The organism is Neobacillus sp. NRS-1170, from assembly GCF_050468025.1.
This window is the reverse complement of record NZ_JBITPF010000100.1, coordinates 1-20,965: the sequence shown is the minus strand read 5'-3', so window position 1 is coordinate 20,965 and position 20,965 is coordinate 1. Positions and strand designations below refer to the sequence as shown.

The 20,965-nt window shown below is 40.5% G+C and carries 25 protein-coding genes; 1 reads left to right on the top strand and 24 read right to left on the bottom strand.

The features are described from left to right. Window positions 1-133: 133 nt before the first annotated feature. The 13 genes from spoVG to metG all read right to left on the bottom strand — a co-directional run bounded on the left by spoVG (window position 134) and on the right by metG (window position 12,578). The gene (gene spoVG / locus ACIFOT_RS31100; RefSeq protein WP_003347151.1) at window positions 134-424 is read right to left on the bottom strand and encodes a septation regulator SpoVG; all 291 of its coding nucleotides are present in this window, start codon (window positions 422-424) and stop codon (window positions 134-136) included. A gap of 149 nt (window positions 425-573) precedes the next feature. Continuing rightward, window positions 574-948: a 2-iminobutanoate/2-iminopropanoate deaminase gene (gene ridA, locus ACIFOT_RS31095; protein ID WP_430072531.1), complete on the bottom strand. Its 375-nt coding sequence runs from the start codon at window positions 946-948 to the stop codon at window positions 574-576. After that, complete coding sequence (gene purR, locus ACIFOT_RS31090) at window positions 945-1,778, bottom strand: pur operon repressor (RefSeq protein ID WP_430072528.1); 834 nt, start codon at window positions 1,776-1,778, stop codon at window positions 945-947. The genes ridA and purR overlap by 4 nt, the downstream gene beginning before the upstream one ends. A 97-nt stretch (window positions 1,779-1,875) precedes the next feature. Next, window positions 1,876-2,745, bottom strand: a complete 870-nt coding sequence (gene ispE / locus ACIFOT_RS31085) for a 4-(cytidine 5'-diphospho)-2-C-methyl-D-erythritol kinase (RefSeq protein WP_430072525.1) — start codon at window positions 2,743-2,745, stop codon at window positions 1,876-1,878. A 191-nt stretch (window positions 2,746-2,936) separates the two neighbouring features. Next, window positions 2,937-3,122 carry a small, acid-soluble spore protein, alpha/beta type gene (locus tag ACIFOT_RS31080; RefSeq protein WP_430072522.1) on the bottom strand — a complete coding sequence of 62 codons (186 nt, stop codon included), beginning with the start codon at window positions 3,120-3,122 and terminating at the stop codon, window positions 2,937-2,939. A gap of 109 nt (window positions 3,123-3,231) precedes the next feature. Continuing rightward, the gene (gene veg / locus ACIFOT_RS31075; RefSeq protein ID WP_205181638.1) at window positions 3,232-3,495 is read right to left on the bottom strand and encodes a biofilm formation stimulator Veg; all 264 of its coding nucleotides are present in this window, start codon (window positions 3,493-3,495) and stop codon (window positions 3,232-3,234) included. A gap of 202 nt (window positions 3,496-3,697) precedes the next feature. Continuing rightward, window positions 3,698-4,618, bottom strand: coding sequence for a sporulation peptidase YabG (gene yabG / locus ACIFOT_RS31070; RefSeq protein WP_430072520.1), 921 nt, complete (start codon window positions 4,616-4,618; stop codon window positions 3,698-3,700). Window positions 4,619-4,844: 226 nt separating this feature from the next. Then, entirely contained in the window at window positions 4,845-5,723 is an 879-nt protein-coding gene (gene rsmA, locus ACIFOT_RS31065; protein WP_430072518.1) for a 16S rRNA (adenine(1518)-N(6)/adenine(1519)-N(6))-dimethyltransferase RsmA, read from the bottom strand. Beyond that, entirely contained in the window at window positions 5,716-6,276 is a 561-nt protein-coding gene (rnmV, locus tag ACIFOT_RS31060; RefSeq protein ID WP_430072515.1) for a ribonuclease M5, read from the bottom strand. Before rnmV ends, rsmA begins: the two co-directional genes overlap by 8 nt. A gap of 202 nt (window positions 6,277-6,478) precedes the next feature. Beyond that, entirely contained in the window at window positions 6,479-7,660 is a 1,182-nt protein-coding gene (locus ACIFOT_RS31055; RefSeq protein WP_430072512.1) for a ubiquitin-like domain-containing protein, read from the bottom strand. A gap of 488 nt (window positions 7,661-8,148) precedes the next feature. Beyond that, window positions 8,149-9,330, bottom strand: a complete 1,182-nt coding sequence (locus ACIFOT_RS31050; protein ID WP_430072509.1) for a ubiquitin-like domain-containing protein — start codon at window positions 9,328-9,330, stop codon at window positions 8,149-8,151. Window positions 9,331-9,567: 237 nt separating this feature from the next. After that, complete coding sequence (locus tag ACIFOT_RS31045) at window positions 9,568-10,335, bottom strand: TatD family hydrolase (RefSeq protein ID WP_430072506.1); 768 nt, start codon at window positions 10,333-10,335, stop codon at window positions 9,568-9,570. Between the two features lie 284 nt (window positions 10,336-10,619). Next, window positions 10,620-12,578 (bottom strand): methionine--tRNA ligase, encoded by a 1,959-nt coding sequence (metG, locus tag ACIFOT_RS31040; protein ID WP_430072503.1) that lies wholly within the window; start codon window positions 12,576-12,578, stop codon window positions 10,620-10,622. A 479-nt stretch (window positions 12,579-13,057) separates the two neighbouring features. Here metG and ACIFOT_RS31035 point away from each other — a divergent pair, with 479 nt between their 5' ends. After that, window positions 13,058-13,342 (top strand): AbrB/MazE/SpoVT family DNA-binding domain-containing protein, encoded by a 285-nt coding sequence (locus tag ACIFOT_RS31035; RefSeq protein WP_223596406.1) that lies wholly within the window; start codon window positions 13,058-13,060, stop codon window positions 13,340-13,342. Between the two features lie 78 nt (window positions 13,343-13,420). Here the strand turns inward: ACIFOT_RS31035 and rsmI are convergent, their stop codons facing one another. The 11 genes from rsmI to ACIFOT_RS30980 all read right to left on the bottom strand — a co-directional run. Then, on the bottom strand, window positions 13,421-14,293 hold the full coding sequence (rsmI, locus tag ACIFOT_RS31030; RefSeq protein ID WP_430072500.1) for a 16S rRNA (cytidine(1402)-2'-O)-methyltransferase: 873 nt from the start codon (window positions 14,291-14,293) through the stop codon (window positions 13,421-13,423). After that, on the bottom strand, window positions 14,271-14,558 hold the full coding sequence (locus ACIFOT_RS31025; protein ID WP_430072498.1) for a GIY-YIG nuclease family protein: 288 nt from the start codon (window positions 14,556-14,558) through the stop codon (window positions 14,271-14,273). The genes rsmI and ACIFOT_RS31025 overlap by 23 nt, the downstream gene beginning before the upstream one ends. Beyond that, on the bottom strand, window positions 14,548-15,288 hold the full coding sequence (locus ACIFOT_RS31020) for a tRNA1(Val) (adenine(37)-N6)-methyltransferase (protein WP_430072496.1): 741 nt from the start codon (window positions 15,286-15,288) through the stop codon (window positions 14,548-14,550). The genes ACIFOT_RS31025 and ACIFOT_RS31020 overlap by 11 nt, the downstream gene beginning before the upstream one ends. 46 nt (window positions 15,289-15,334) lie before the next feature. Beyond that, complete coding sequence (gene yabA / locus ACIFOT_RS31015; RefSeq protein WP_430072493.1) at window positions 15,335-15,706, bottom strand: DNA replication initiation control protein YabA; 372 nt, start codon at window positions 15,704-15,706, stop codon at window positions 15,335-15,337. Between the two features lie 12 nt (window positions 15,707-15,718). Then, window positions 15,719-16,546 (bottom strand): PSP1 domain-containing protein, encoded by an 828-nt coding sequence (locus ACIFOT_RS31010; RefSeq protein ID WP_223596411.1) that lies wholly within the window; start codon window positions 16,544-16,546, stop codon window positions 15,719-15,721. Next, on the bottom strand, window positions 16,539-17,546 hold the full coding sequence (gene holB, locus ACIFOT_RS31005; RefSeq protein ID WP_430072490.1) for a DNA polymerase III subunit delta': 1,008 nt from the start codon (window positions 17,544-17,546) through the stop codon (window positions 16,539-16,541). Before holB ends, ACIFOT_RS31010 begins: the two co-directional genes overlap by 8 nt. Window positions 17,547-17,635: 89 nt before the next feature. Then, on the bottom strand, window positions 17,636-17,965 hold the full coding sequence (locus ACIFOT_RS31000) for a cyclic-di-AMP receptor (RefSeq protein ID WP_223596413.1): 330 nt from the start codon (window positions 17,963-17,965) through the stop codon (window positions 17,636-17,638). Window positions 17,966-18,071: 106 nt separating this feature from the next. After that, complete coding sequence (tmk, locus tag ACIFOT_RS30995) at window positions 18,072-18,695, bottom strand: dTMP kinase (protein WP_430072487.1); 624 nt, start codon at window positions 18,693-18,695, stop codon at window positions 18,072-18,074. Between the two features lie 29 nt (window positions 18,696-18,724). After that, window positions 18,725-20,152 (bottom strand): aminotransferase class I/II-fold pyridoxal phosphate-dependent enzyme, encoded by a 1,428-nt coding sequence (locus ACIFOT_RS30990; RefSeq protein ID WP_430072484.1) that lies wholly within the window; start codon window positions 20,150-20,152, stop codon window positions 18,725-18,727. Between the two features lie 237 nt (window positions 20,153-20,389). After that, entirely contained in the window at window positions 20,390-20,608 is a 219-nt protein-coding gene (locus ACIFOT_RS30985; RefSeq protein ID WP_430072482.1) for a sigma factor G inhibitor Gin, read from the bottom strand. A 174-nt stretch (window positions 20,609-20,782) separates the two neighbouring features. Further along, window positions 20,783-20,965 (bottom strand): hypothetical protein (locus ACIFOT_RS30980; protein WP_430072478.1); only part of this gene is annotated, 183 nt, incomplete at its 5' end.

Below are 20,965 nucleotides of genomic sequence, written 5' to 3'. Positions count from 1 at the left end.
AAGGAATGAAGGATATGTGTCTATTGTTGTAATTTTGAGTTTTTTTAGTAGAGGACAGAAGATCGTTTCGTGGGTTTTTGAAAACAATAAAAAAGAGCCTTACTTAGAAGAAAGGCCCTAGTTGTAATAATCCTTAGGAAGCTCCGGCTTCTTCAAATTCTACTTCCAATTCACCTAAACGGTGGTACTCAGCCAATACAGCTTCTTGGATTTTACCGCGTGTTCCTGAATTGATTGGATGCGCAATATCACGAAATTCTCCATCAGGAGTACGTTTACTTGGCATAGCTACAAATAAACCGTTGTTCCCGTCAATAACACGAATGTCATGAACAACAAATTCATTGTCCAATGTGATTGATGCAATCGCTCTCATTCTTCCATCCGTATTAACCCGGCGTAATCTTACGTCAGTTACTTCCATGTGCTCACACCCTTTTCCTAAAGATAAAAAGCTAATTAAATAAATTCAACAAATAATTTGCTTATTCCTTCTTTATTTTCAAAATTTTTTTAAAAAATTAGGACGAAATTGTGAACTTTTGTAAAATTAGATACAAAAAAAACGCTCGTCTATTTCACGAGCGCAACTACTTCAATCTCAACCAACACATCTTTTGGCAAACGGGCAACCTCAACACAGGACCGGGCCGGTTTATGCGTGGAGAAATATTCCCCATATACTTCATTAACTGCCGTGAACTCATCCATATTTTTAATAAATACAGTAGCTTTTACGACGGTTTCAAAGGATGCTCCTGCTTCTTCAAGCACAGCCTGCAAATTGCGGAAAACCTGATGGGTTTGTTCTTTAATGTCTCCAGTCACCAGTGTCCCTTCTGCTGTTAGCGGAATTTGTCCTGAACTGTAAAATAAATTGTTGACAATGATTCCTTGAGAATATGGCCCGATGGCTGCCGGCGCTTGATTCGTTTGAACTACTTTCATACGATCTCCCCCTGTTTATTAAAATAATTCCCTATTTGAACATTAATCTTTTTTTCTTTTACATCCACATCAGAAAGTTGGACAAGCGATATATATTCATCAACTAACCGCTCTTCAATTTTTTCCGCTTCCACTAAAACAGCAATACCGGCGACTTGGGAATTGAATTCTTCAATGATACTGATCATCCCCATGACAGTGCCGCCTGCCTTCATAAAATCATCAACAATAAGAACGCGCGACCCTTCCTTCATGCTTCGCTTTGAGAGAACCATGGTTTGGATTCGCTTGGCTGACCCAGACACATAATTAATACTGACGGTTGGCCCTTCAGTAACTTTACTGTCCCTTCGGACAATAACTACCGGAACATTCAATTGACTGGCTACTGCGTAGGCCAGCGGAATTCCTTTAGTGGCAACGGTCATCACCACATCAATTTTGGCTTCCGCATAGGCTGAGGCAATAATTCGTCCGGCTTGCTGCACGATGGAAGGATTTCCCAAAATATCCGTTAAATATAAATACCCTCCAGGCAAGAGCCTATCAGGATTGGCAATTAAGTCACAAAGCTCATTCATGAATGGCTGTGCTTCTTCTTTACTAATTTTCACAATAAATTTAACCCCGCCAGCGGCTCCGGGCACTGTTTGCAGTGTTCCGATTCCTCTTTGTTCAAAGGTTTCCTTGACGATAGCTAAATCCTCACTGATGGAAGACTTAGCCGAAGCATAGCGCTCGGCAAAATACGTTAGCGGTACTAATTGACGAGGATGGTCCAATAAATAGTTGGTCATATCAATCAAACGTTCACTGCGGCGAAATTTCATAACAAACCCCCAAAAGCCGAATATTCTAATTAGAGGATATCATTATTGTACGTATTTAATCAAGTGTTTGCCATAAAAATACCAATAATGTTCGGATTTAATCAAGTGAATGCCGTTCTCCAAGCATACGAACTGCGAATACCTGGTCACAGAAGCCTCGAAGGCCGTTATAGATTCGGTGCATTCTCGAATCATGCTGGACAATTCCAAAAACGGTTGGCCCGCTGCCGCTCATTAAGACAGCGTCCGCTCCAAAACGCTTCATTTGCTCCTTTATTTGCGCCACTTCAGGATGAAGATTTAAGGTAACATCCTCTAACACATTCCCTACATTTTGACAAACCCTTTGATAATCACGGCTATTAATCGCCCCGACCATTTGTCCGATATCGGGATGGCTCATTCTGTTGATATCTAAGCGTCGATAAACCTCTGCCGTCGAAACTCCGATAAAGGGTTTTGCGAGAATCACCCAGCATGTCGGCGGCGGCGGAAGTTCGGTAATCATTTCTCCTCTGCCTTTCGCTAATGCTGTGCCCCCATAAACACAAAAGGATACATCTGAACCAATTTCGCTCCCGAGCTCTGCTAATTCATCTAGTGATAAGCCGAGATCCCATAGCTTATTCAAGCCCCGCAAAGTAGCGGCAGCATCACTGCTCCCGCCCGCAAGTCCAGCCGCAACAGGAATGGTTTTTTCAATGGCGATCATGACACCTTTTTTCACCTGGAAACGTGTCTTTAACAGCTGTGCTGCTTGATAGGCTAAATTTCGCTGATCATCCGGTACATAGCGATTATGGGAAAGAATATGTATTTGATCTTTATTTAATAAGGTCAGTTCCACCCTATCGGCTAAATCAATGGTCGTCATGATCATTTCAACCTCGTGATAGCCGTCGGAACGTTTATGTAAAACATCTAGTGCTAAATTGATTTTAGCCGGTGCTTTGACTAAAAGCTTCAATAGGTCCACCTACTTCTATATAGTGCAATATTCCGCAATCCACATTTTGTCCATTTTACCACAAAACGACTAGTAAAGCGCAAGCGCATTGGGGTTATATGGTGAAATTTAAAGGCCAGAGGAAAATATCCCCCTGGCCCTGCTGCAGCAGTGATTCGTTTAAATTACAAGCGGAAGTGCGTTTGTTAGGTTTAAGACTGACGGCCTCTGCCGGCCAACTGTGCTTCTGCAAGCTCTATGGCGCGTTTAACCATATTCCCTGCATCCTTTGCCCGGATGCCGCCCCAACCATCTTTTTGAACAACATCATAGAAACCAAGGTCTTTTGCAAGCTCTTCTTTAAATTGGCTTGACATAATCCCTCTTCTTCTGCCCATCTAAACAACCCCTTTCCAGCTGCAGCATTATTAGTATGGGGGGAAAAATGGTTTTTCATAATAGCAAAAAGCAGTAAACCTAAGTTTACTGCCACTCATTGCTTATATACTAACTTAATGCTACATGTCCTGCTGCTTCATCGTAGAATGTAATTTGAACTGTTTCTGTTAATACATCCGCATAGCTGTAAGACACGCGCTCGAATGAATTTTCATCCTGATCTAATTCAATAACAAAAACAGATGGGTAAGTTTCAGCTAAAACACCTGAACGTTCAATTGTTTTCCTGCGTCCGCCATTTGCTTTTAGCAATAATCTTTTCCCTAAATTTGTGTCAAGAGCCTTTTTAATATCGGCTAAGGTTTTTGGCATTCGGTCCACCTCACTATGTAAAGTATAACACACTGACATAGTCCTGTCAAACAAAAATATAAATTATATCAGTCCGACAAAAAGTTTGTCAATATTTTTTCTTCTACTTTTTCTTCTAAATTTCAACATTCCTATCGTTACCTTAATGTCAATGGAATATGTGTACATTATTAAAAAAAATAAGCCCCGGGGATTAAAAGGCTTATACTTTCTCTGTATCTTGATTATCTTGATTTTCTTCTTCATCCTCGTCCGGGATTGGTCTATAAGGCATACCTGTTCTTAAAACACCTTTTGTTTCGATGCCGCCCAGCCCCTTATCTCCTGTTAATGTATTTCGCAAAACATCCCACACGTTGATTCTTTCCATAAACGGGGTAAAGCTTACTTTGGCAACGATGTACACTGGATCAAGTGCGTGTATATTGACTCTTGTGGGAGAGCTGGCGAAGTTTGCCCCTGCATGAATCAGGGATTCAAAGTGTGATTGGCATGCACCCGCAAAGATAACCAGTTGATCTAGATGAGGGACTTTTTTCCTTGCCTCCCTAACGGCTTGGGCAAAGTGCCTTGAATGCCGGTAGGCGTTGATATCGTTCATTTTTCCTTTTGCCTTTGAGTAGGCGTCATGACCGGTGATGACGAGAATATCCGGCCGGTAATAATCCATTAATTCACCGATTTTATTCGGCATTTCCTTTTCATTGCAATGGATGCCTAAAACAGGGACTCCGATTTTTTCGTACAGAGTCATACATTTTTTTAGATAGGAGGGATCTCCATCTAAATGCAGGACTTTGCCTGGGATCTGAAAATAATTGCTTGGTTTCACATATCCGCCTGTTGCATGATATTCTTGTCTTTGTTTCAGTAAATCAACATCCTGCGTAAAAAGTCTTAGTGACTGTTCTTCAAGTGTCCTATATTCTTTTGTGAGCTTTAATCTCTCGGTTTGGTTGATGACAACCAAATCATTATATGGAGCATCTGCTACGATGCGAAAATCTTCCCCGTAAAGGATCGCAAATTTCTGGTCATTTATTTTTCGAAAATCAATAACACGAAAAAGAATGTCACAGTTGTACGAACGTCTGCCGACAATATCCATTAATTTTATATCCACTGCCGTCACTCCAATTAGACCAGCAAAAAAGGCCTTTCAAAATAAAAGTTCTCTCATAGGCTATGCCGCCGGCTTTGTCCCTGTGACGAACGATAAATAGGATTATTTATTATAAGGATTTTGTTGGTAATTCCTTGGGCGGATAACACATAATGCCTATGATGTGAATTGTTTTTTTGCTCTGCGCGGGCACTGTGCCAAATAAAAAAAGACCTTCTAAAAAGGTCTAATAGAAATATGGGTATAGTTCGTCTGCGAGGCGGCCGAATTCTTCTAATGAGAGGGTCTCGCCTCTTCGTGAAGGTTCAATTCCGCTGGCTTCTAATGCCGCAAGGATGCCCTCTTTCTTTTGTTTCCCATCCGGCAGCTGACTCGTTAAATTATTAAGCAATGTTTTTCTTCTTTGTGCAAAACTAGCCTTTGTCACTTGGAAAAAGAAGGTTTCATCCTTGACACTGACAGCAGGGCTCTCCCGCTTAATCAGTCTGATTACCGCTGAATCAACATTTGGCTGAGGCACGAACACCGTTTTCGGAACAATCATCACCGTCTCAGCTTCTGTATAGTACTGAACGGCAATAGAAAGCGAACCATAATCCTTTGTCCCAGGCTTGGCCGATATCCGGTCTGCGACCTCTTTTTGGAGCATACAAACGATGCCGCGGATTGGGAGCTGATCCTCCAGCAGCTTCATGATAATCGGGGTCGTCACATAATACGGTAAGTTCGCCACCACCATAACATCGTCGATGCCGGCAAAGTGTTCAGCCATAACTGACTGGACATCCGCTGCCAGCACGTCTTTATGAATGATGCTGACATTCGGATACGGTGAAAGGGTATCCGCTAAAATCGGCAGCAATCTTTGGTCGATTTCAAACGCAACGACCTTTTTGCTTGAACGAGCGAGCTGCTCTGTAAGCGCCCCAATCCCCGGCCCGATTTCAATCGCTCCAGATTGCTCCGTCAAATCCGCGAAACTTACGATTTTTTTTAAGATATTTGTATCAATTAAGAAATTCTGTCCCAGGCTTTTCTTAAAAGAAAAACCGTATTTCTCAAGAATAGCCTTTGTCCTCACGGGTGTTGCAATATCTTTATTCATCTTTTTCCTCCTGCCTAACAATAGCAAGTGCTTCTGCAAATTCCTGTTTGCTAATTTGGAACATCATTAAGCGTTTATGCAGTTGTTTTCCATTTGTATATCCTATTTTTAAAAGCTTTCCCAGGATGATTCGTCGTTCTTTGGAGCCTTCGCCGCCAACAAGTCCAGCTGTTATTAAATCCTCTTGAGAAATTTCTTCTGAAATCGTTCCATGCATGACTTGCGCATCCTTCAAGGCCTCACGGATCGCATCGGGCTTGGCATGTTCAACACCCAGTCCTCTGCCGCGTTTAGCTAGCGCTTCTTCCTTCGGTAAAAAAGCATGCTTGCAACCAGGGACCTTTTCAGCGATTGTTTTTCTGATTTTTTCGCCGGGAAAGTCTGGATCTGTAAAAATTATCACACCCCTTGTTTCCTGGGCGCGCCGTACCTTTTCAATGGTAGCTTGATTGACCGCAGAACCATTCGTTTCAATTGTATCCGCATCTACCGCTCTTTTTATTGCTGTCGTATCATCCTTACCTTCCACGACAATAATTTCTCGGATTTTCATTCTTCCTCCAAAAATAAAAAAGTAATTGAAAAAAACTTGAAACATTTATGTAATGTCCATCGTCTATATTATCAATGCATTCATACATTAAAGTATAAAACGCAGTGAAAAAATACTAGTATGCATTCGAATTTAAGTATAATGAAAAACAAACAAAAAGTAAAAATGCAGAGGAAAGGACCCTCTGCATCATAGAAAAATATTAATTTAAAATTTTTATTTTTACCTTTTTACGTCCCCAGCGATACGCATCAGAATTAGAAGCCATAAAAACATCAATGATATAACCTTTTATTGCCCCGCCTGTATCAGCTGCAACAGCATAGCCGTAGCCTTCGACATAAACCTTCGTTCCGAGCGGAATAATTCTCGGATCAACAGCAATGACTTTCATGTTTGGATTAGCGCGGAGATTTAGACCCGTCGCAGTCCGCCCAGAACAGCCATTACAATTCGCTGTATAGGCGGTTGCTGTAACGTAAAACTCTTTTCCCGTTTCTACTGCTCCACGGGAAACTTGCAAAGATAAATCTTTCGTTCCGACAGCCACAACTTTATCCTGCTTTTCTGCAATCATCCGCTCACTAATTAATTTTCTTGAAACTTCCTTGCCATTTTCAAGTAAAACTTCGAACTGCTTGGAAACACGGCCTTGTTTACCAGCTTTTAATGTTTTTTCTGTGCCCTTTGTCAAATCTGCATCCTTTTTTGTTACTACGGCAAATTCAACAGGTTCTTCCACTACATCGGTGACTTTTTCTACCCGGATGACGTTAACAACACTATTGTCTTTCACTTTTTCTGTAGGTGCTGGTTCAACTCGGTCTAATTTGTTTAGTTTAATGCCCTGCTGTGTTAAAAAGTCAGCGACCGTAGTCGAAGTGGTCCAAACTTGCTGGGATTTACCGCTATCAACAAAGGTTAGATTCAAGGCAGTTTTAATGCCAACCTTCAGCTTATTTTGGAGTACCGCTTCTGGTTTTGGTGAGATTTGATCATGTGCATTCAAATCAATTTTCTGCTCCTTTAAGAGCTCAACCACAGTCCCGGCTGTTGTCCAAATTGTTTTCTTCTCGTTGTCCTTCACAATAGTAACCTGTTTCGCCTGCTTCCAAATGACATTAAGGTGGTCCTTCACCTTTGCATCCGCCTTTGGAGACAGGTAGTCCTGTGAGCGAAGTGAAACATCCAGTTCATCAAATAACTCTTTGACGGTATCTGAATGTGTTTTAACGACCCTTTGTTCGCCATTAAGAGTAATTGCAACAGTTTTCTTTGATCCCTCAAAAAAAAGAATTCCTAGAGTTGTTAACAAAACTACAAAACTAGCAATAGCAATGGCCAAACTTCTCCTGCTCAAAGACATGAAAAACAGGTTTTTCATGTTTTTGAATACGATGAAAAACGCCTCCTTTTGAATCTCCTTAGGTGCCTCTTTGGTTGCTAAGTTAACATAAACGTAACATAGATTTTTCTGAAACAAAGAACAGGGAGATATTAAATCGTTTACATTCGTGGCATTTATATTGCAATAACATGTCCAAAATAAACGAATAATCAGAAAACGTTATTTCTAATACCGCTTCAGAGATAAGCTGCTGCCTTTTTTTATGGATTTTTAGGCTGCTCGTTGCCATTTGATTCTTTAAGGTCTCTAATTCCGTCCGTTTTTCTTCCTATAAATTAAATAAAAATATTTGAAAAAAACTTGAAACATTTTTGTAATGTACATCGTCTATATTATCAAAAGCAATCATACATTAAAGTATAAAACATAGTGAAAAATTCCTAGTATCTATTCGTTGTTAGGTATAAATAAAAATAATGAAAAAGTAAAAATGCAGAGGATAGGACCCTCTGCACCTAAGTAAATTACTGCAAAATTGTAATTTTGACTTTCTTACGTCCCCAGCGATACGCATCTGCATTAGACGGCATGAATACATCAATGATATACCCTTTGATCGCCCCGCCTGTATCAGCTGCAACAGCATAGCCATAGCCTTCGACATAAACTTTTGTTCCGAGCGGAATAATTCTCGGATCAACAGCAATAACTTTCATGTTTGGATTAGCACGGAGATTAAGACCGGTTGCAGTACGTCCTGAACAGCCATTACAATTTGCTGTATAGGCGGTTGCAGTAACATAAAACTCTTTTCCCGTTTCCACTGCGCCACGGGAAACTTGTAAAGATAACTCCTTCGTTCCGACAGCCACAACTTTATCTTGCTTCTCTGCAATCATCTGCTCACTAAGTAATTTTCTTGAAACTTCCTTGCCATTTTCAAGTAAAACTTCGTATTGCCTGGAAACACGGCCATGTTTACCAGCTGATAAGATCTTCTCTTTACCTTTTTCCAACCCTTCATCCTTTTTGGTTACCACGGCAAATTCAACAGGTTCTTCCACTACATCGGTGACTTTTTCTACCCGGATGACGTTAACAACACCATCTTCTTTCACTTTTTCTGTCAGTGTTGGTTCAACTCGGTCTAATGAATTTAGCTTGATACCCTGCTGCGTTAAAAAGTCAGCGACCGTAGTCGAAGTGGTCCAAACTTGTTGTGCTTTGCCCTTGTCAACATAGGTTAGATTAAAGGCTTTTTTAATGCCGACCTTCAGCTTATTTTGGATTGCCGCTTCTGGTTTTGGTGAGATTTGATCATGTGCGTTCAAAACAATTTTCTGCTCTTTTAAGAACTCAGCCACTGTCCCGGCTGTTGTCCAAATCGTTTTCTTCTCGTTGTCCTTGACAAAAGTAACCTGTTTCGCCTGCTTCCAAACGACCTTAAGGTGGTCCTTCACCTTTGCGTTCGCCTTTGGAAACAAGTAGTCCTGTGAGCGAAGTGATACATCCAGTTCATCAAATAACTCTTTGACGGTATCTGCATGTGTATTAACGACCTTTTGCTCGCCATTAAGAGTAATTGCAACAGTTTTCTTTGATCCTTCAAAAAAAAGAATTCCAAGAGTTGTTAACAAAACTACAAAACTAGCAATAGCAATGGTCAAATTTCTCCTGCTCAAAGACATGAAAAACAGGTTTTTCATGTTTTTGAATACGATGAAAAACGCCTCCTTTTCTCGGAGAGATTATTGAGAACCATGCTGCCGGCTGTCAACCCTTGCTTATCCTGTGAACGTATTTTTAATTATGCATAATATTGGGAAAATTGCAAAGGAAAACTTATCGACACGGTAATCCTATGTTGAAAAGGAGACGTGTAGAACTTTTTGTTATCAGAAAAAATTAAGACAAGCTTCTAGTCCATTCGACAAAATCTCGTATCAGTTTATGCCGAATAATTTTTTAGCATTTCGTGTCGTTACTTCGGCAACTTCCGCTAATGTCAGCCCCTTAATTTCGGCAATTTGCTCAGCAACCAACTTAACATAACCCGGTTCATTCCGCTTGCCTCGGTATGGGTGCGGAGCTAAATAAGGACAGTCTGTTTCAATTAACAATTTATCTAACGGAATTTCAGCCGCTACTTCCTTCGGCTTTTTTGCATTTTTAAACGTTACTGGACCGCCAAGTGAAATGTAAAAGTTCATCTTCACGCATTCTTTCGCCACTTCTGGACTGCCGCTAAAGCAATGCATGATTCCCCCTACTTCCTCAGCCCCTTCCTCTTTTAATATTTCCACAATATCTGCAGTCGCCTCCCGATTATGGATGACGATAGGAAGCTTCACTTTTTTAGCCAGTCTGATTTGCTTTCGAAAAACCTCTTTTTGGATCTCCTTTGGAGACTTGTCCCAATGGTAGTCCAAGCCCATTTCTCCGATTGCGACTACCTTTGGATGCTGGGATAATTCCTCAATCCAAGCTAAATCCTCATCCGTCATATCAATAGCATCGACAGGATGCCAGCCAACACAGGCATAAAGAAACTCATAGTTTTCTGCCAATTCCATGGCTTTTTCAATCGTCGGCCGATCAAAACCGACAACAACCATATTCGAAACTCCCTCTGCTTGTGCTCTTTCAATCACTTCTTGCAAATCTTCGTTGTATTGTTCTGCATTTAAATGTACATGTGTGTCGAATAACATTTCATATGCTCCTTTTTTCACAATAGATATCCTTGTCATACCATAAATAAAAAAATAGAAATGTCCCGAAAATTGTTTCACGTGGAACATTTCTATATCGAAAAGTGGAAGCGCCTTCGGAACAAGCACAGCTTGTTCCTGCGATGATTATTCTAAGGAGCTTTCCTTAGTGGCCAGGGGCGACAGGCATAAGACGAGCCGGCGGGAAGGTTGCTTTTTAACCTTCTCGACGGATTGGCTTATGACCCCGAGCCCCTAGGCGCTGGAACTAGACAATTTAGACATTATTTTACCTTTGCGCCATTTAAAAGTGTTTGATCAACTGTTGCCAAGGATAATTGACCATCCTTTGAACCTGCTAAAATCATACCTTGTGACAGTTCGCCTCGTAATTTAACTGGTTTTAAATTTGTTATACAAATAACCTTACGTCCCACTAATTCTTCCGGCTTATAAAATTGAGCAATTCCTGATACAACCTGGCGCTTTTCATAGCCAAGGTCCAGCTGCAGCTTTAGCAGTTTATCCGCTTTTTTAATCGGCTCTGCCTGAATAACTTCGGCAACACGCAGGTCAATTTTCATAAAATCATCAATGGAGATTTCATCAATAGCTTCAGGTTTTTCCTCTTTCTTTTCCTCAGCCACAACAGGAGTTCCGCCCTGCATCTTTGTCTTAATGAATTCTACTTCTTCTGCAATTTCAAGTCTTGGGAATAGCGGAGCTTCCTTTGCTACCTTCATTCCGCTTGGAATTAATCCAAAACCTTCAAGACCTTCCCATGCTTTTAGAGCTTCCTCTTCTATTCCTAACTGTTTGAAAATCCCATCAGGAGTCCGTGTTAAAAACGGTTTTAACAAAATGGCCGTTCTGCGCAGCGATTCCGCTAAATGAACCATTACACTTGCAAGCTCACCTTTTTTAGTCTCATCCTTAGCTAAAGTCCATGGCTGGGTTTCATCGATATATTTATTAGTCCGGCTGACTAGCTGCCAGATGGACGTTAACGCAACAGAAAACTCCATTTTCTCCATAGCTTCTTCGTATTTTGTGACTGTTTCACGATTTACTTGAAACAGGGAATCATCAAATTCACTGACAGAACCTGAATACTCTGGAATCACACCAGCAAAATATTTTTCAATCATCGCAACAGTTCGATTTAACAGATTTCCAAGATCGTTTGCTAAGTCAAAATTAATTCTTTCCACAAAGCCTTCAGGTGTGAATACTCCGTCTGCACCAAATGGGACTTCCCTTAATAAATAATAGCGGAGTGCATCAAGGCCATAGCGATCAATCAACGTAACCGGATCGACCACATTTCCTTTTGACTTTGACATTTTTCCATCCTTCATTAACAGCCAGCCATGCGCAAACACCTTTTTTGGCAGTGGAATATCCAAGGCCATTAACATAATCGGCCAATAAATCGTATGGAAACGGACAATCTCTTTCCCCACCAAATGAACATCAGCCGGCCAGTAATTCAAATAGTTAGCGTCGTTTTCTGTACCATACCCTAATGCCGTAATATAGTTAGAAAGCGCATCAATCCAAACATAGATGACATGCTTCGGATTGCCAGGGACTTTAATCCCCCAATCAAATGTCGTTCTTGAAACTGCTAAATCCTCTAAACCAGGCTTAATAAAATTATTAATCATTTCATTTTTACGGGATTCCGGCTGAATGAACTCAGGATTCTCCTCATAATATTGCAAGAGGCGGTCGGCATACTTGCTCATTCTAAAAAAGTAGGATTCTTCTTTTACAAGTTCAACGGGGCGGCCGCAATCCGGGCAGTTGCCATCGACAAGCTGACGGTCGGTGTAAAAGGATTCACAAGGTGTACAATACCAGCCTTCATATTGATCGAGATAAATATCGCCCTGTTCAAGCAATCTCGCAAAAATCTTTTGAACAATTTGCTTATGTCTTTCTTCGGTCGTCCGGATAAAATCATCATAAGAAATATCGAGCTTTTTCCAGAGGACTTTAATTTCATCAACCATCCCGTCTACATACTGCTGCGGCGTAATTCCCGCTTCTTCCGCTTTACGCTGAATCTTTTGTCCATGCTCGTCTGTTCCCGTTAAATACCTGACATCAAACCCTCGCATCCGCTTATAACGGGCCATTGCATCACCCGCAACAGTGGTATAGGCATGTCCAATATGTAAATTTCCACTTGGATAATAAATTGGTGTTGTTAGGTAAAAGGTCTTTAATTTTTCCTCCATTTTTACTCCTCCTATTAGGTCGGCAATCATTAACCCTACTGACCATTATTGCCTCTTTTTTCCCGCTTCTATCCTCAAAATATACCGAAAAAAGGACTTTTGTGCAAGAAAGCGCCATCCCTCACTTCCAACATTTTAAAATATTTTCCTTATACACCCATAAACATAGGACCCTCAGCGAAATATATGTTGTTTAAAAGCTGATTATGTAGATATTTGTCGAATATTGTAGAATTCATACGGCAATGAATTTACACTACGACAATATTAAAAACAGTGTTTAATTGAAGTATTTTTCAGTTAAACCCTATTAAATCAGTAGTTTTGTCATAAGTAAAATTTCTTTTATTTTCCAAAATAAAAATAATTGACGGATATGGGAATGGCTGGTATTATGAAGGTAAGAAAAATTTGTCGAATAATGACGAATTGTAGAATAGAAAATATACTTTTTTATTAGTGAGAGGAGATTATAAAAAATGAAATCTACTGGTATCGTTCGTAAAGTTGATGAATTAGGCCGTGTGGTTATTCCGATTGAATTAAGACGTACTCTTGGTATTGCTGAAAAAGATGCACTTGAAATCTATGTTGATGATGATCGTATCATCCTTAAGAAATATAAGCCAAACATGACTTGCCAAGTAACTGGTGAAGTTTCTGATGATAATTTAGCACTTGCTGGCGGGAAATTAATTCTTAGCCGTGAAGGTGCAGAGCAATTACTGCAAGAAATTCAAAACAGCTTTGAATTAGCTAAATAAGAATAAAGCGGATATTTTCTTTTTTACTTCTTTAATATAAATGGCTCCAGACCCTTATTGGTTCTGGAGCTTTTAATTTTATTCAATATGATACGTTTGATAAACTTCACGCTTGTTTAAGCCGCGGTCTTTTGCAGTTTGTTTGATGGCTTCTTTTGATGCCATCTTTTTTTCTGAAATATAGTGATTCACATGTTCTTCAATTGTAAAACTCTCCCACCAACTGAATTCTTCCTCGACTTCACCGGTGGCCCCTTCTACAATTAAACAAAATTCCCCGCGAATTTCGTCTTGATTGGCCCATTTAATTGCTTCCTCAAGGGTGCCGCGAATAAATTCTTCAAATTTCTTAGTCAGCTCCCGGCATAGGGCGATGTTCCGATTACCCAGAATATCTAGCATAATCGCTAATGTTTCTTTCAAACGATGCGGTGATTCATAGAAAATGATCGTTGCCGTTTGTTTTTTTAAAACCTCTAATTCAGAGCGCTTTTCTTTCTTACTTCTGCCTAGAAATCCATAAAAATAAAACGGCTGACAGCTAAGCCCTGAGGCAATTAAGGAAGTGAGGGCAGCATTGGCACCTGGTAAAGGAACTACCGTCATTTTTTCGGATATAGCAGCCTGCACAAGCTCATAACCCGGGTCTGAAATCGTCGGCATCCCCGCGTCGCTGACAAGAGCAATTTTTTGGCCTTCCTTAACCTTTTGAATTAATTTTTCACCACTTGTCTCTTTGTTGTGCTCGTGATAACTGACAACAGGCGTCTCAATTTCAAAATAATTACAAAGCTTTCTTGTATTTCGTGTATCCTCAGCAGCAATCATGTCTGCCTCTTTTAATATTCGGATTGCCCGAAAGCTCATATCCTCCAAATTCCCGATTGGAGTAGGAACAAGATAGAGAATACCTTTGTGTTCTTCGTTTTCAAAGCTTTTCTGCTGCCACATTATATCCACCCGTTTCTTCCATTAAAAACTCTATTTTTTTCTTTCGTGATAACCTTTTGAAGTAATACTCCGCTCTAAGGGCATCCGTTTTATTATCATATTCTTTATAAAAGGTCAGCTCAACAGGGCCTCGTCCCCTTGTATATTTTGCCCCTTTTCCTTCATTATGAAGCCTTAGGCGGCGCTCAAGATTATTCGTATAGCCCCCATAGAAGCTTCCATCCCGGCAGGTTAACACATAAAAGTAATGTTCGTTATTCACCATATAAAATTTCTCGGATCTCAGGCGTGTATTCATCCTTTTCATTATAGACGAATAACGGCGGAAGTATTTTTAAATCGGGACTGCCGTCTTTAATTGCTTCGACTAAAAGGGTATTGGCTTCCTTCCCCTGCTTTGGATAAACAAACTGAATTCGTTTGGGCTCAAGCCTATATGAGCGCATCAACGTAATCATATCTAGCAGACGCCCTGGCCGGTGCACAAAGGCTACTTTCCCGCCCTGGCGCACCAATTGGCTTGAAGCTTTTACCGCATCCTCGAGCGTACAGAGAATCTCGTGCCGAGCAATAGCTAAATGCTCATTTGGATTGATTTCTTCCTTGGAGGGTGTCGTAAAATAAGGTGGATTACAGGTGACAACATCGAATTTTCCAAAGCCTAATTGCTTGGCCATTTCTTTAATATCGCCATGAATCATGGTTAATCGGTCCTGAAGCTCGTTATATTCAATACTTCTAACCGCCATATCATATAACCGCTCCTGAATTTCTACACCTGTAATCTTCCCCTTTGTCCGAGCACTTAAAAACAAAGGGATCACCCCATTGCCGCTGCAAAGGTCAATTAAGTTCCCCTTTTGAACTGGGACATACGTAAACCTTGCCAGCAAAACGGCATCTAGTGAAAAGGCAAATACAGATGGACTTTGAATAATCCTTAAATTTTCAGCAAGCAAATAATCAAGCCGCTCATCTTCCTTCAATATAACCATAGATTCCTCCTAAAAAAACAGCCTCCCTGTTGAAGGAAGGCTTTAGCTATTTCTTATTAAGGAAGGAAAGGCAAAATAAACAATCGCCTTCCTTGCGCAAACTTCCGAAGTGAAGATTGCAAATATGAAAGCCTTCTTGGTAAAGACGGGCAAGATTATCGTATCCTTCCCCAACATCAAAAGGCTTCATAACAGGTGCCCCCGATTGGGCAGCTCCTTTTTTAACCCCTGTTTCTTTCTTTTCTGCTTCCGTGGTTACATCTAAACGGCGCCTTAGATGTTCATTTTCAAGCTTTAAATAATGATTCTCTTCTAGTATTTCGGCTAAATGCTGCTTCAATTCTCCAAGCTGTTGGTAAAGACTCCCAATTTGTGTTTCCATATTACTTACTGATTCAAATATTTCTTTTTTATCCACGGCGTACACCTCTTAATCTGTGGATTGTATAGAAAAGGCCCCTTCTTTAACGATTTCATCCAAAGTATACTCCAGAACCCGTTCTTGTTCCTTTAGTTCAACCTGAAGAACCCGCTCTAATATATTTAATCCTACCACTTTGCCGGCACCCTGTGGTGTTTCAATGATTTCCCCTAAATCAGGGAGCTGCTCCTTAGCAGATTCATATTCATCATTTTCATATTTTAAACAGCACATAAGCCTGCCGCATAAGCCAGATATTTTCGTAGGATTTAACGATAAATTTTGATCCTTCGCCATTTTGATGGAAACGGGATCAAAGTCACCCAGAAAAGTGGAACAGCAAAGCATTCTGCCGCATGGGCCTATCCCGCCAAGCATCTTCGCTTCATCGCGGACGCCAATTTGCCGGAGCTCAATCCTTGTCCGGAAGATGGCCGCTAAATCTTTCACTAGCTCCCGGAAATCGACTCTTCCATCGGCCGTAAAGTAAAAGATGATTTTATTGCGGTCAAATGTATATTCAACATCGACTAGCTTCATATCCAGCTGATGTTCATTTACTTTCTCATTACAAACTTCATAAGCTTCCTGGGCAGCTTGTTTATTTTCATCAACAATCATTCGATCCTTCGGGTCTGCAATTCTAACGACCTTTTTCAATGGGAGAACAACATCATGTTCCCCTACCTGTTTGCGGGGAATGACTGCCCTTCCATATTCGACGCCGCGTACCGTTTCAACAATGACAAAATCATCTTTTTGAATTGAGAGGTCTCCAGGATCAAAATAATAGATTTTCCCCGCTTTTTTAAAGCGTACTCCTACAACATCATACAAATGAAGATCCCTCCTGCAATTTTAACACAAGCTGTTCCATCATCAGCTGAGGATTCATATTAGCCGCAAGCTTCCTTTTTGCCTCAAGGATAGCTGACATTTGTTCCGATATGCGCCGTCCGGATGTTTGCAAGGCAAATTGATTTAACCGCTCACTTTCCCCTTTAAAAACAATTTGCTCCTGCCTATCTAATTGTATATATAGTAAATCCTTAAAAATAAGAAGTAAAAGATCTAAACCACGCTGGATCTGTTCTTTCTCTTTAAAGTGCGGGAACCAATCGCTTTGAAGCGTTACCATCGCCTCTAACGGATTTTTTCTCAACACTTCATATAATTTTAACATTATTTTTTGGGCTTGTGCAAACCATTCATTGGTATTTAATTCAAGCGCTTCATCGATGCTGTTTGTAAGCTGGGCTAACAGCGGTGCCTTTTGGGGTGCTACACCGTTTTCCACCAATTGTTTAATCATAATCTGCGGGGATAATGGATTGAATTTTAATGTTTGGCACCTTGAAAGAATCGTAGGTAATATTTGCTGAGGCTGCTCGGTTATTAAAATTGCCACGGTCTCAGCATTGGGTTCCTCAAGGAATTTTAATAGGCTATTAGAAGCACTATTGCTCATTTTATCAGCATGAATAATCAAGTATGCCTTTTTCAAGGATTCTAAGCCCTTTTTTGCAAACTCTGCTTGCAGGCTTCTGATTTGATCCACCTTTATCGACAGTCCATCCGGTTCAACAATATGGACATCGGGATGATTCCCATGGTTAATCCGACGGCAATTTTTACAATCTTCACACGGCTTAAAACCATCTGTTAATGACTCACAGAAAAGGGACTTCGTCAAAAGAAGCCCTATTTCTTTTTTGCCGGTCCCCTTCATGCCTTCAAAAAGATATGCATGGGCCACTCGATTTTTTACAAAGCTGTTTTTTATCATCTTTAATACGGCTGGCTGCAGCTCTTCTAGTTGATCCCATGTTTTAATCAAAGTTATCACTCGCTTTTTTAAAAGAAATGCGGAAGCGCCTAGGCGCTGAAGCTAGACAATTCTCAAAGTCAAAATATAATTTTTTATTTTTAAAAATGCATGTATTGCTCGATTGGCAAGACGAATACCGTGGCTCCGCCTACTTCCACTTCTACTGGATATGGAACATAGGAGTCCGCATTCCCGCCCATTGGAGACACAGGGGAAACGAGCTGATCTCTGGCCCTGCAGTTATCCTTAATAATCTGGAGAGCACGGTCCACGCGAATATCTTCGGTCCCGATCATAAAGGTTGTGTTGCCTGATTTTAAAAATCCACCTGTGCTGGCAAGTTTTGTCGCCCTGAAATTATTCTCTACTAATGCCTTTGATAACCGGTTGCTATCTTGGTCTTGTACAACAGCGATAATTAGTTTCATCGAACAACCTCTCCTCTATTAAACCGATTCTAGTTCCTTTATCTATATTATATCAGATTTATGTTAAGTGGAAATTTAGCCATAAAAAAAAGCCTTCACTTGAAGGCTATTTTTCGGCTAATTTTGTTTCGACAATCTGTAAGGTCTTTTTATAAATCTCATCTATTGTTCCAGAAGCATCGATTTTGACAATTCGCTCCGGAAAGCGATCGATCAAGAGATGGTATCCTTCTCGGACTTTATGGTGAAATTCAAGATTTTCTAAATCTAACCGATTAATTTCCCGGCCTTTATTTTTATTAATGCGCGTCAGTCCTAATTCCGGCTCGATATCAAAGTATATTGTTAACTCGGGCATTAAGTTCTCGACGGCAAATTGGTTGATGCTCCATACTTCGTCGATTCCTAATCCTCTTGCATACCCTTGATAGGCAAGGGAGCTGTCGACAAACCGGTCACATAGAACGTCTCTTCCTGCCTCAAGTGCTGGTTTCACTCGTTCGATCAAGTGCTGTCTGCGCGCTGCTGCATAAAGCAAAGCTTCTGTCCTGGGATCCATCGCGGTATTTTCTTTGTCTAAAATTACTCTTCTAATTTGTTCGGCAATATCAATGCCGCCTGGCTCCCTTGTTAATAGGGCGTGGTTAAGCTTTTGTGCCACCATGCTGATGATCGTTGTTTTACCGGCACCATCCGGCCCCTCAAATGTAATAAATGTTCCGCTGTTCATTCAAATAAAACCTCCAAAACTGTTAAAATCTAATGTTGTCTATAAACTCTAATGAACTCTTTTCTTAAGTTTGTGCCGCCCTGAAATCTAGCCCCTGATTCTAACAGTGTTTTGAGCTGAGTCAGTTTTTCTGCTGTTATTTTTTCACCCTTTAACAGTAAGGGAATACCGGGAGGGTAAGGAATAATGGTTTCAGCGCAAACATGGCCCTCGGCATTATTTATATGTATATCTTGCTCTTTTAAGCTATCCATCTCTTTATAAGGGATCGCCAGACCTGTAATGCTGCCGGCAACTGTCTGATAATCATCCTTCCATTCTTGGCAAGGAAGATCTTCTAATATTGTTTTGATTTTTAATGCCGTCTCTTCCAATGGATAGTTCTGTCCTTGTTTTAATAATGGAAGGATGAGAAGCACATTATAGGGGTCGGCTAATTCTGTATAGATGGCGTGTTCTTCCAATTTCTTCTGAATTTGAAAGCCAGTTAATCTGCATCGGGATTGAAGCGTGATTTTTAAACAATCTCCATGATGATTGGGATACTCTAACACTTTAATCTGCTTGATTTTTGCCAATTCCTCTTTAAAGCGATTGATTTCTTTTAGTAAAAAGATTATGTCCTTTTGCTCATAGCCGGCTAAATAATGTCTGGCTAGATCAAGCGACGCCATAATCGGATAGGAAGGGCTGCTGGATTGGAACATTTCTAAGTATTCTTCTACCTTGGTCTTTTCAATGAGTTTACTATTAAAATGCAGGTATGAGCCCATCGTCATGGCCGGCAGGGTTTTATGTGCGGATTGCACTACCAAATCTGCTCCCATTTGTGCAGCAGAAGCTGGAAAGGGCTGGCCGATGATAAAATGTGCACCGTGTGCTTCATCTACTAAAACGGGAATTTGATGCCGGTGGGCCTGTTCAATAATTTCTTGTACATGGGTGGTTAACCCATAATAATTCGGATAGGTCAATATGATGGCTTTTGCATTGGGATATTGGTTTATCGCTTTTGCTGCTGTTTCCGGCGTAATCCCAGCAGCCACCCTCCACTCCCGGTTATATTCCGGTTCTAAAAAAATTGGGTTTACTTTTGCTATTTTTAACGCATTTAGAACAGATTTGTGGCAGTTCCTTTGAACAAGGACTGTATCGTCCTCTGTACAAGCTGCCATGATCATCGCTAAGTTGCCGACGGTTGATCCATTTACTAGAAAATAGCTTTTTTCTACTTGAAAAAGGTCAGCTAAAAGGGTTTCTGCCTCTAAGATGGCTTCTTCAGGCGAGTGCAGATCATCCAGTCCCGTCAGTTCTGTTGCATCGAGCTGCAGAATTGGCTGAAAAAATGGAGATCGGTTAATTTCCCCATATTTATGCCCAGGTACATGGAAGGAAATTGGCTTCTGCTCTATATGTTTTATTAATGCTTCATATAAGGGCTTCTGGTATTGAGTCATTTTTTATACTTCCTTTATATAGTCTCATCTATTTTAACAAAAAGCTATGTTAAAGGGCAGTGTTGACTTTTTAACACTGTTGATTGGAGCGGAAGGCGCGAAGACTCCTGCGGGAGCACGTGGCAGAGGAGACTGAAGTGCCGAGGAGGCTCCACGGCACGCCCGCGGAAAGCGAAGCGCCTGGAGCGCAAATCAACGACTAAGTTTAACAAAAAAAATAAAGCCCATAAGGACTTGTTATGAAAATATTTCTGGAGTGTTTATTTTTTTTAGCTGCTTAAGGAAATATTTATATTTTGGATCATTTGTATCTGTCTGAATCAAATCATTTTCACAGTCGGTACAAATAAACGAAGTATATAGATGTATGCCTTTTGGTTTTAGATTCTCACAAATCACACACATTTCTTCAATATGTTTATGTGCCAAAAATGAACTCAATTCCTCCACCTCCATACACCCATTCTGCCCGGCAATTTGGATTTGTATACAATTTTTCGAATACTCTTTATTATATTATGTTGTGTTTCACAATTGGGTGTATGTCTATAGGTGAATTCTTTTCAAAAACCTTAAATTTTTGTTTGTTTTTATTGAAGATCACTGTTGTGGACTCGGTCTTTCATTTTTCTACTGCTCGTGTCTTCTAAAAGCGCCATTGTGGACTTGGCCTTCTATTTTTCTATCGCCTATGTCCTTTATATGGGCTATTGTGGACTCGTCCTTCTTTTTTTCCGGTTCCCGTGTCTTCAATATAGTCCAGTTTTCAGTTTTGGATAAGAATAATCCCAATACAAAAAGACAACCCTCTCG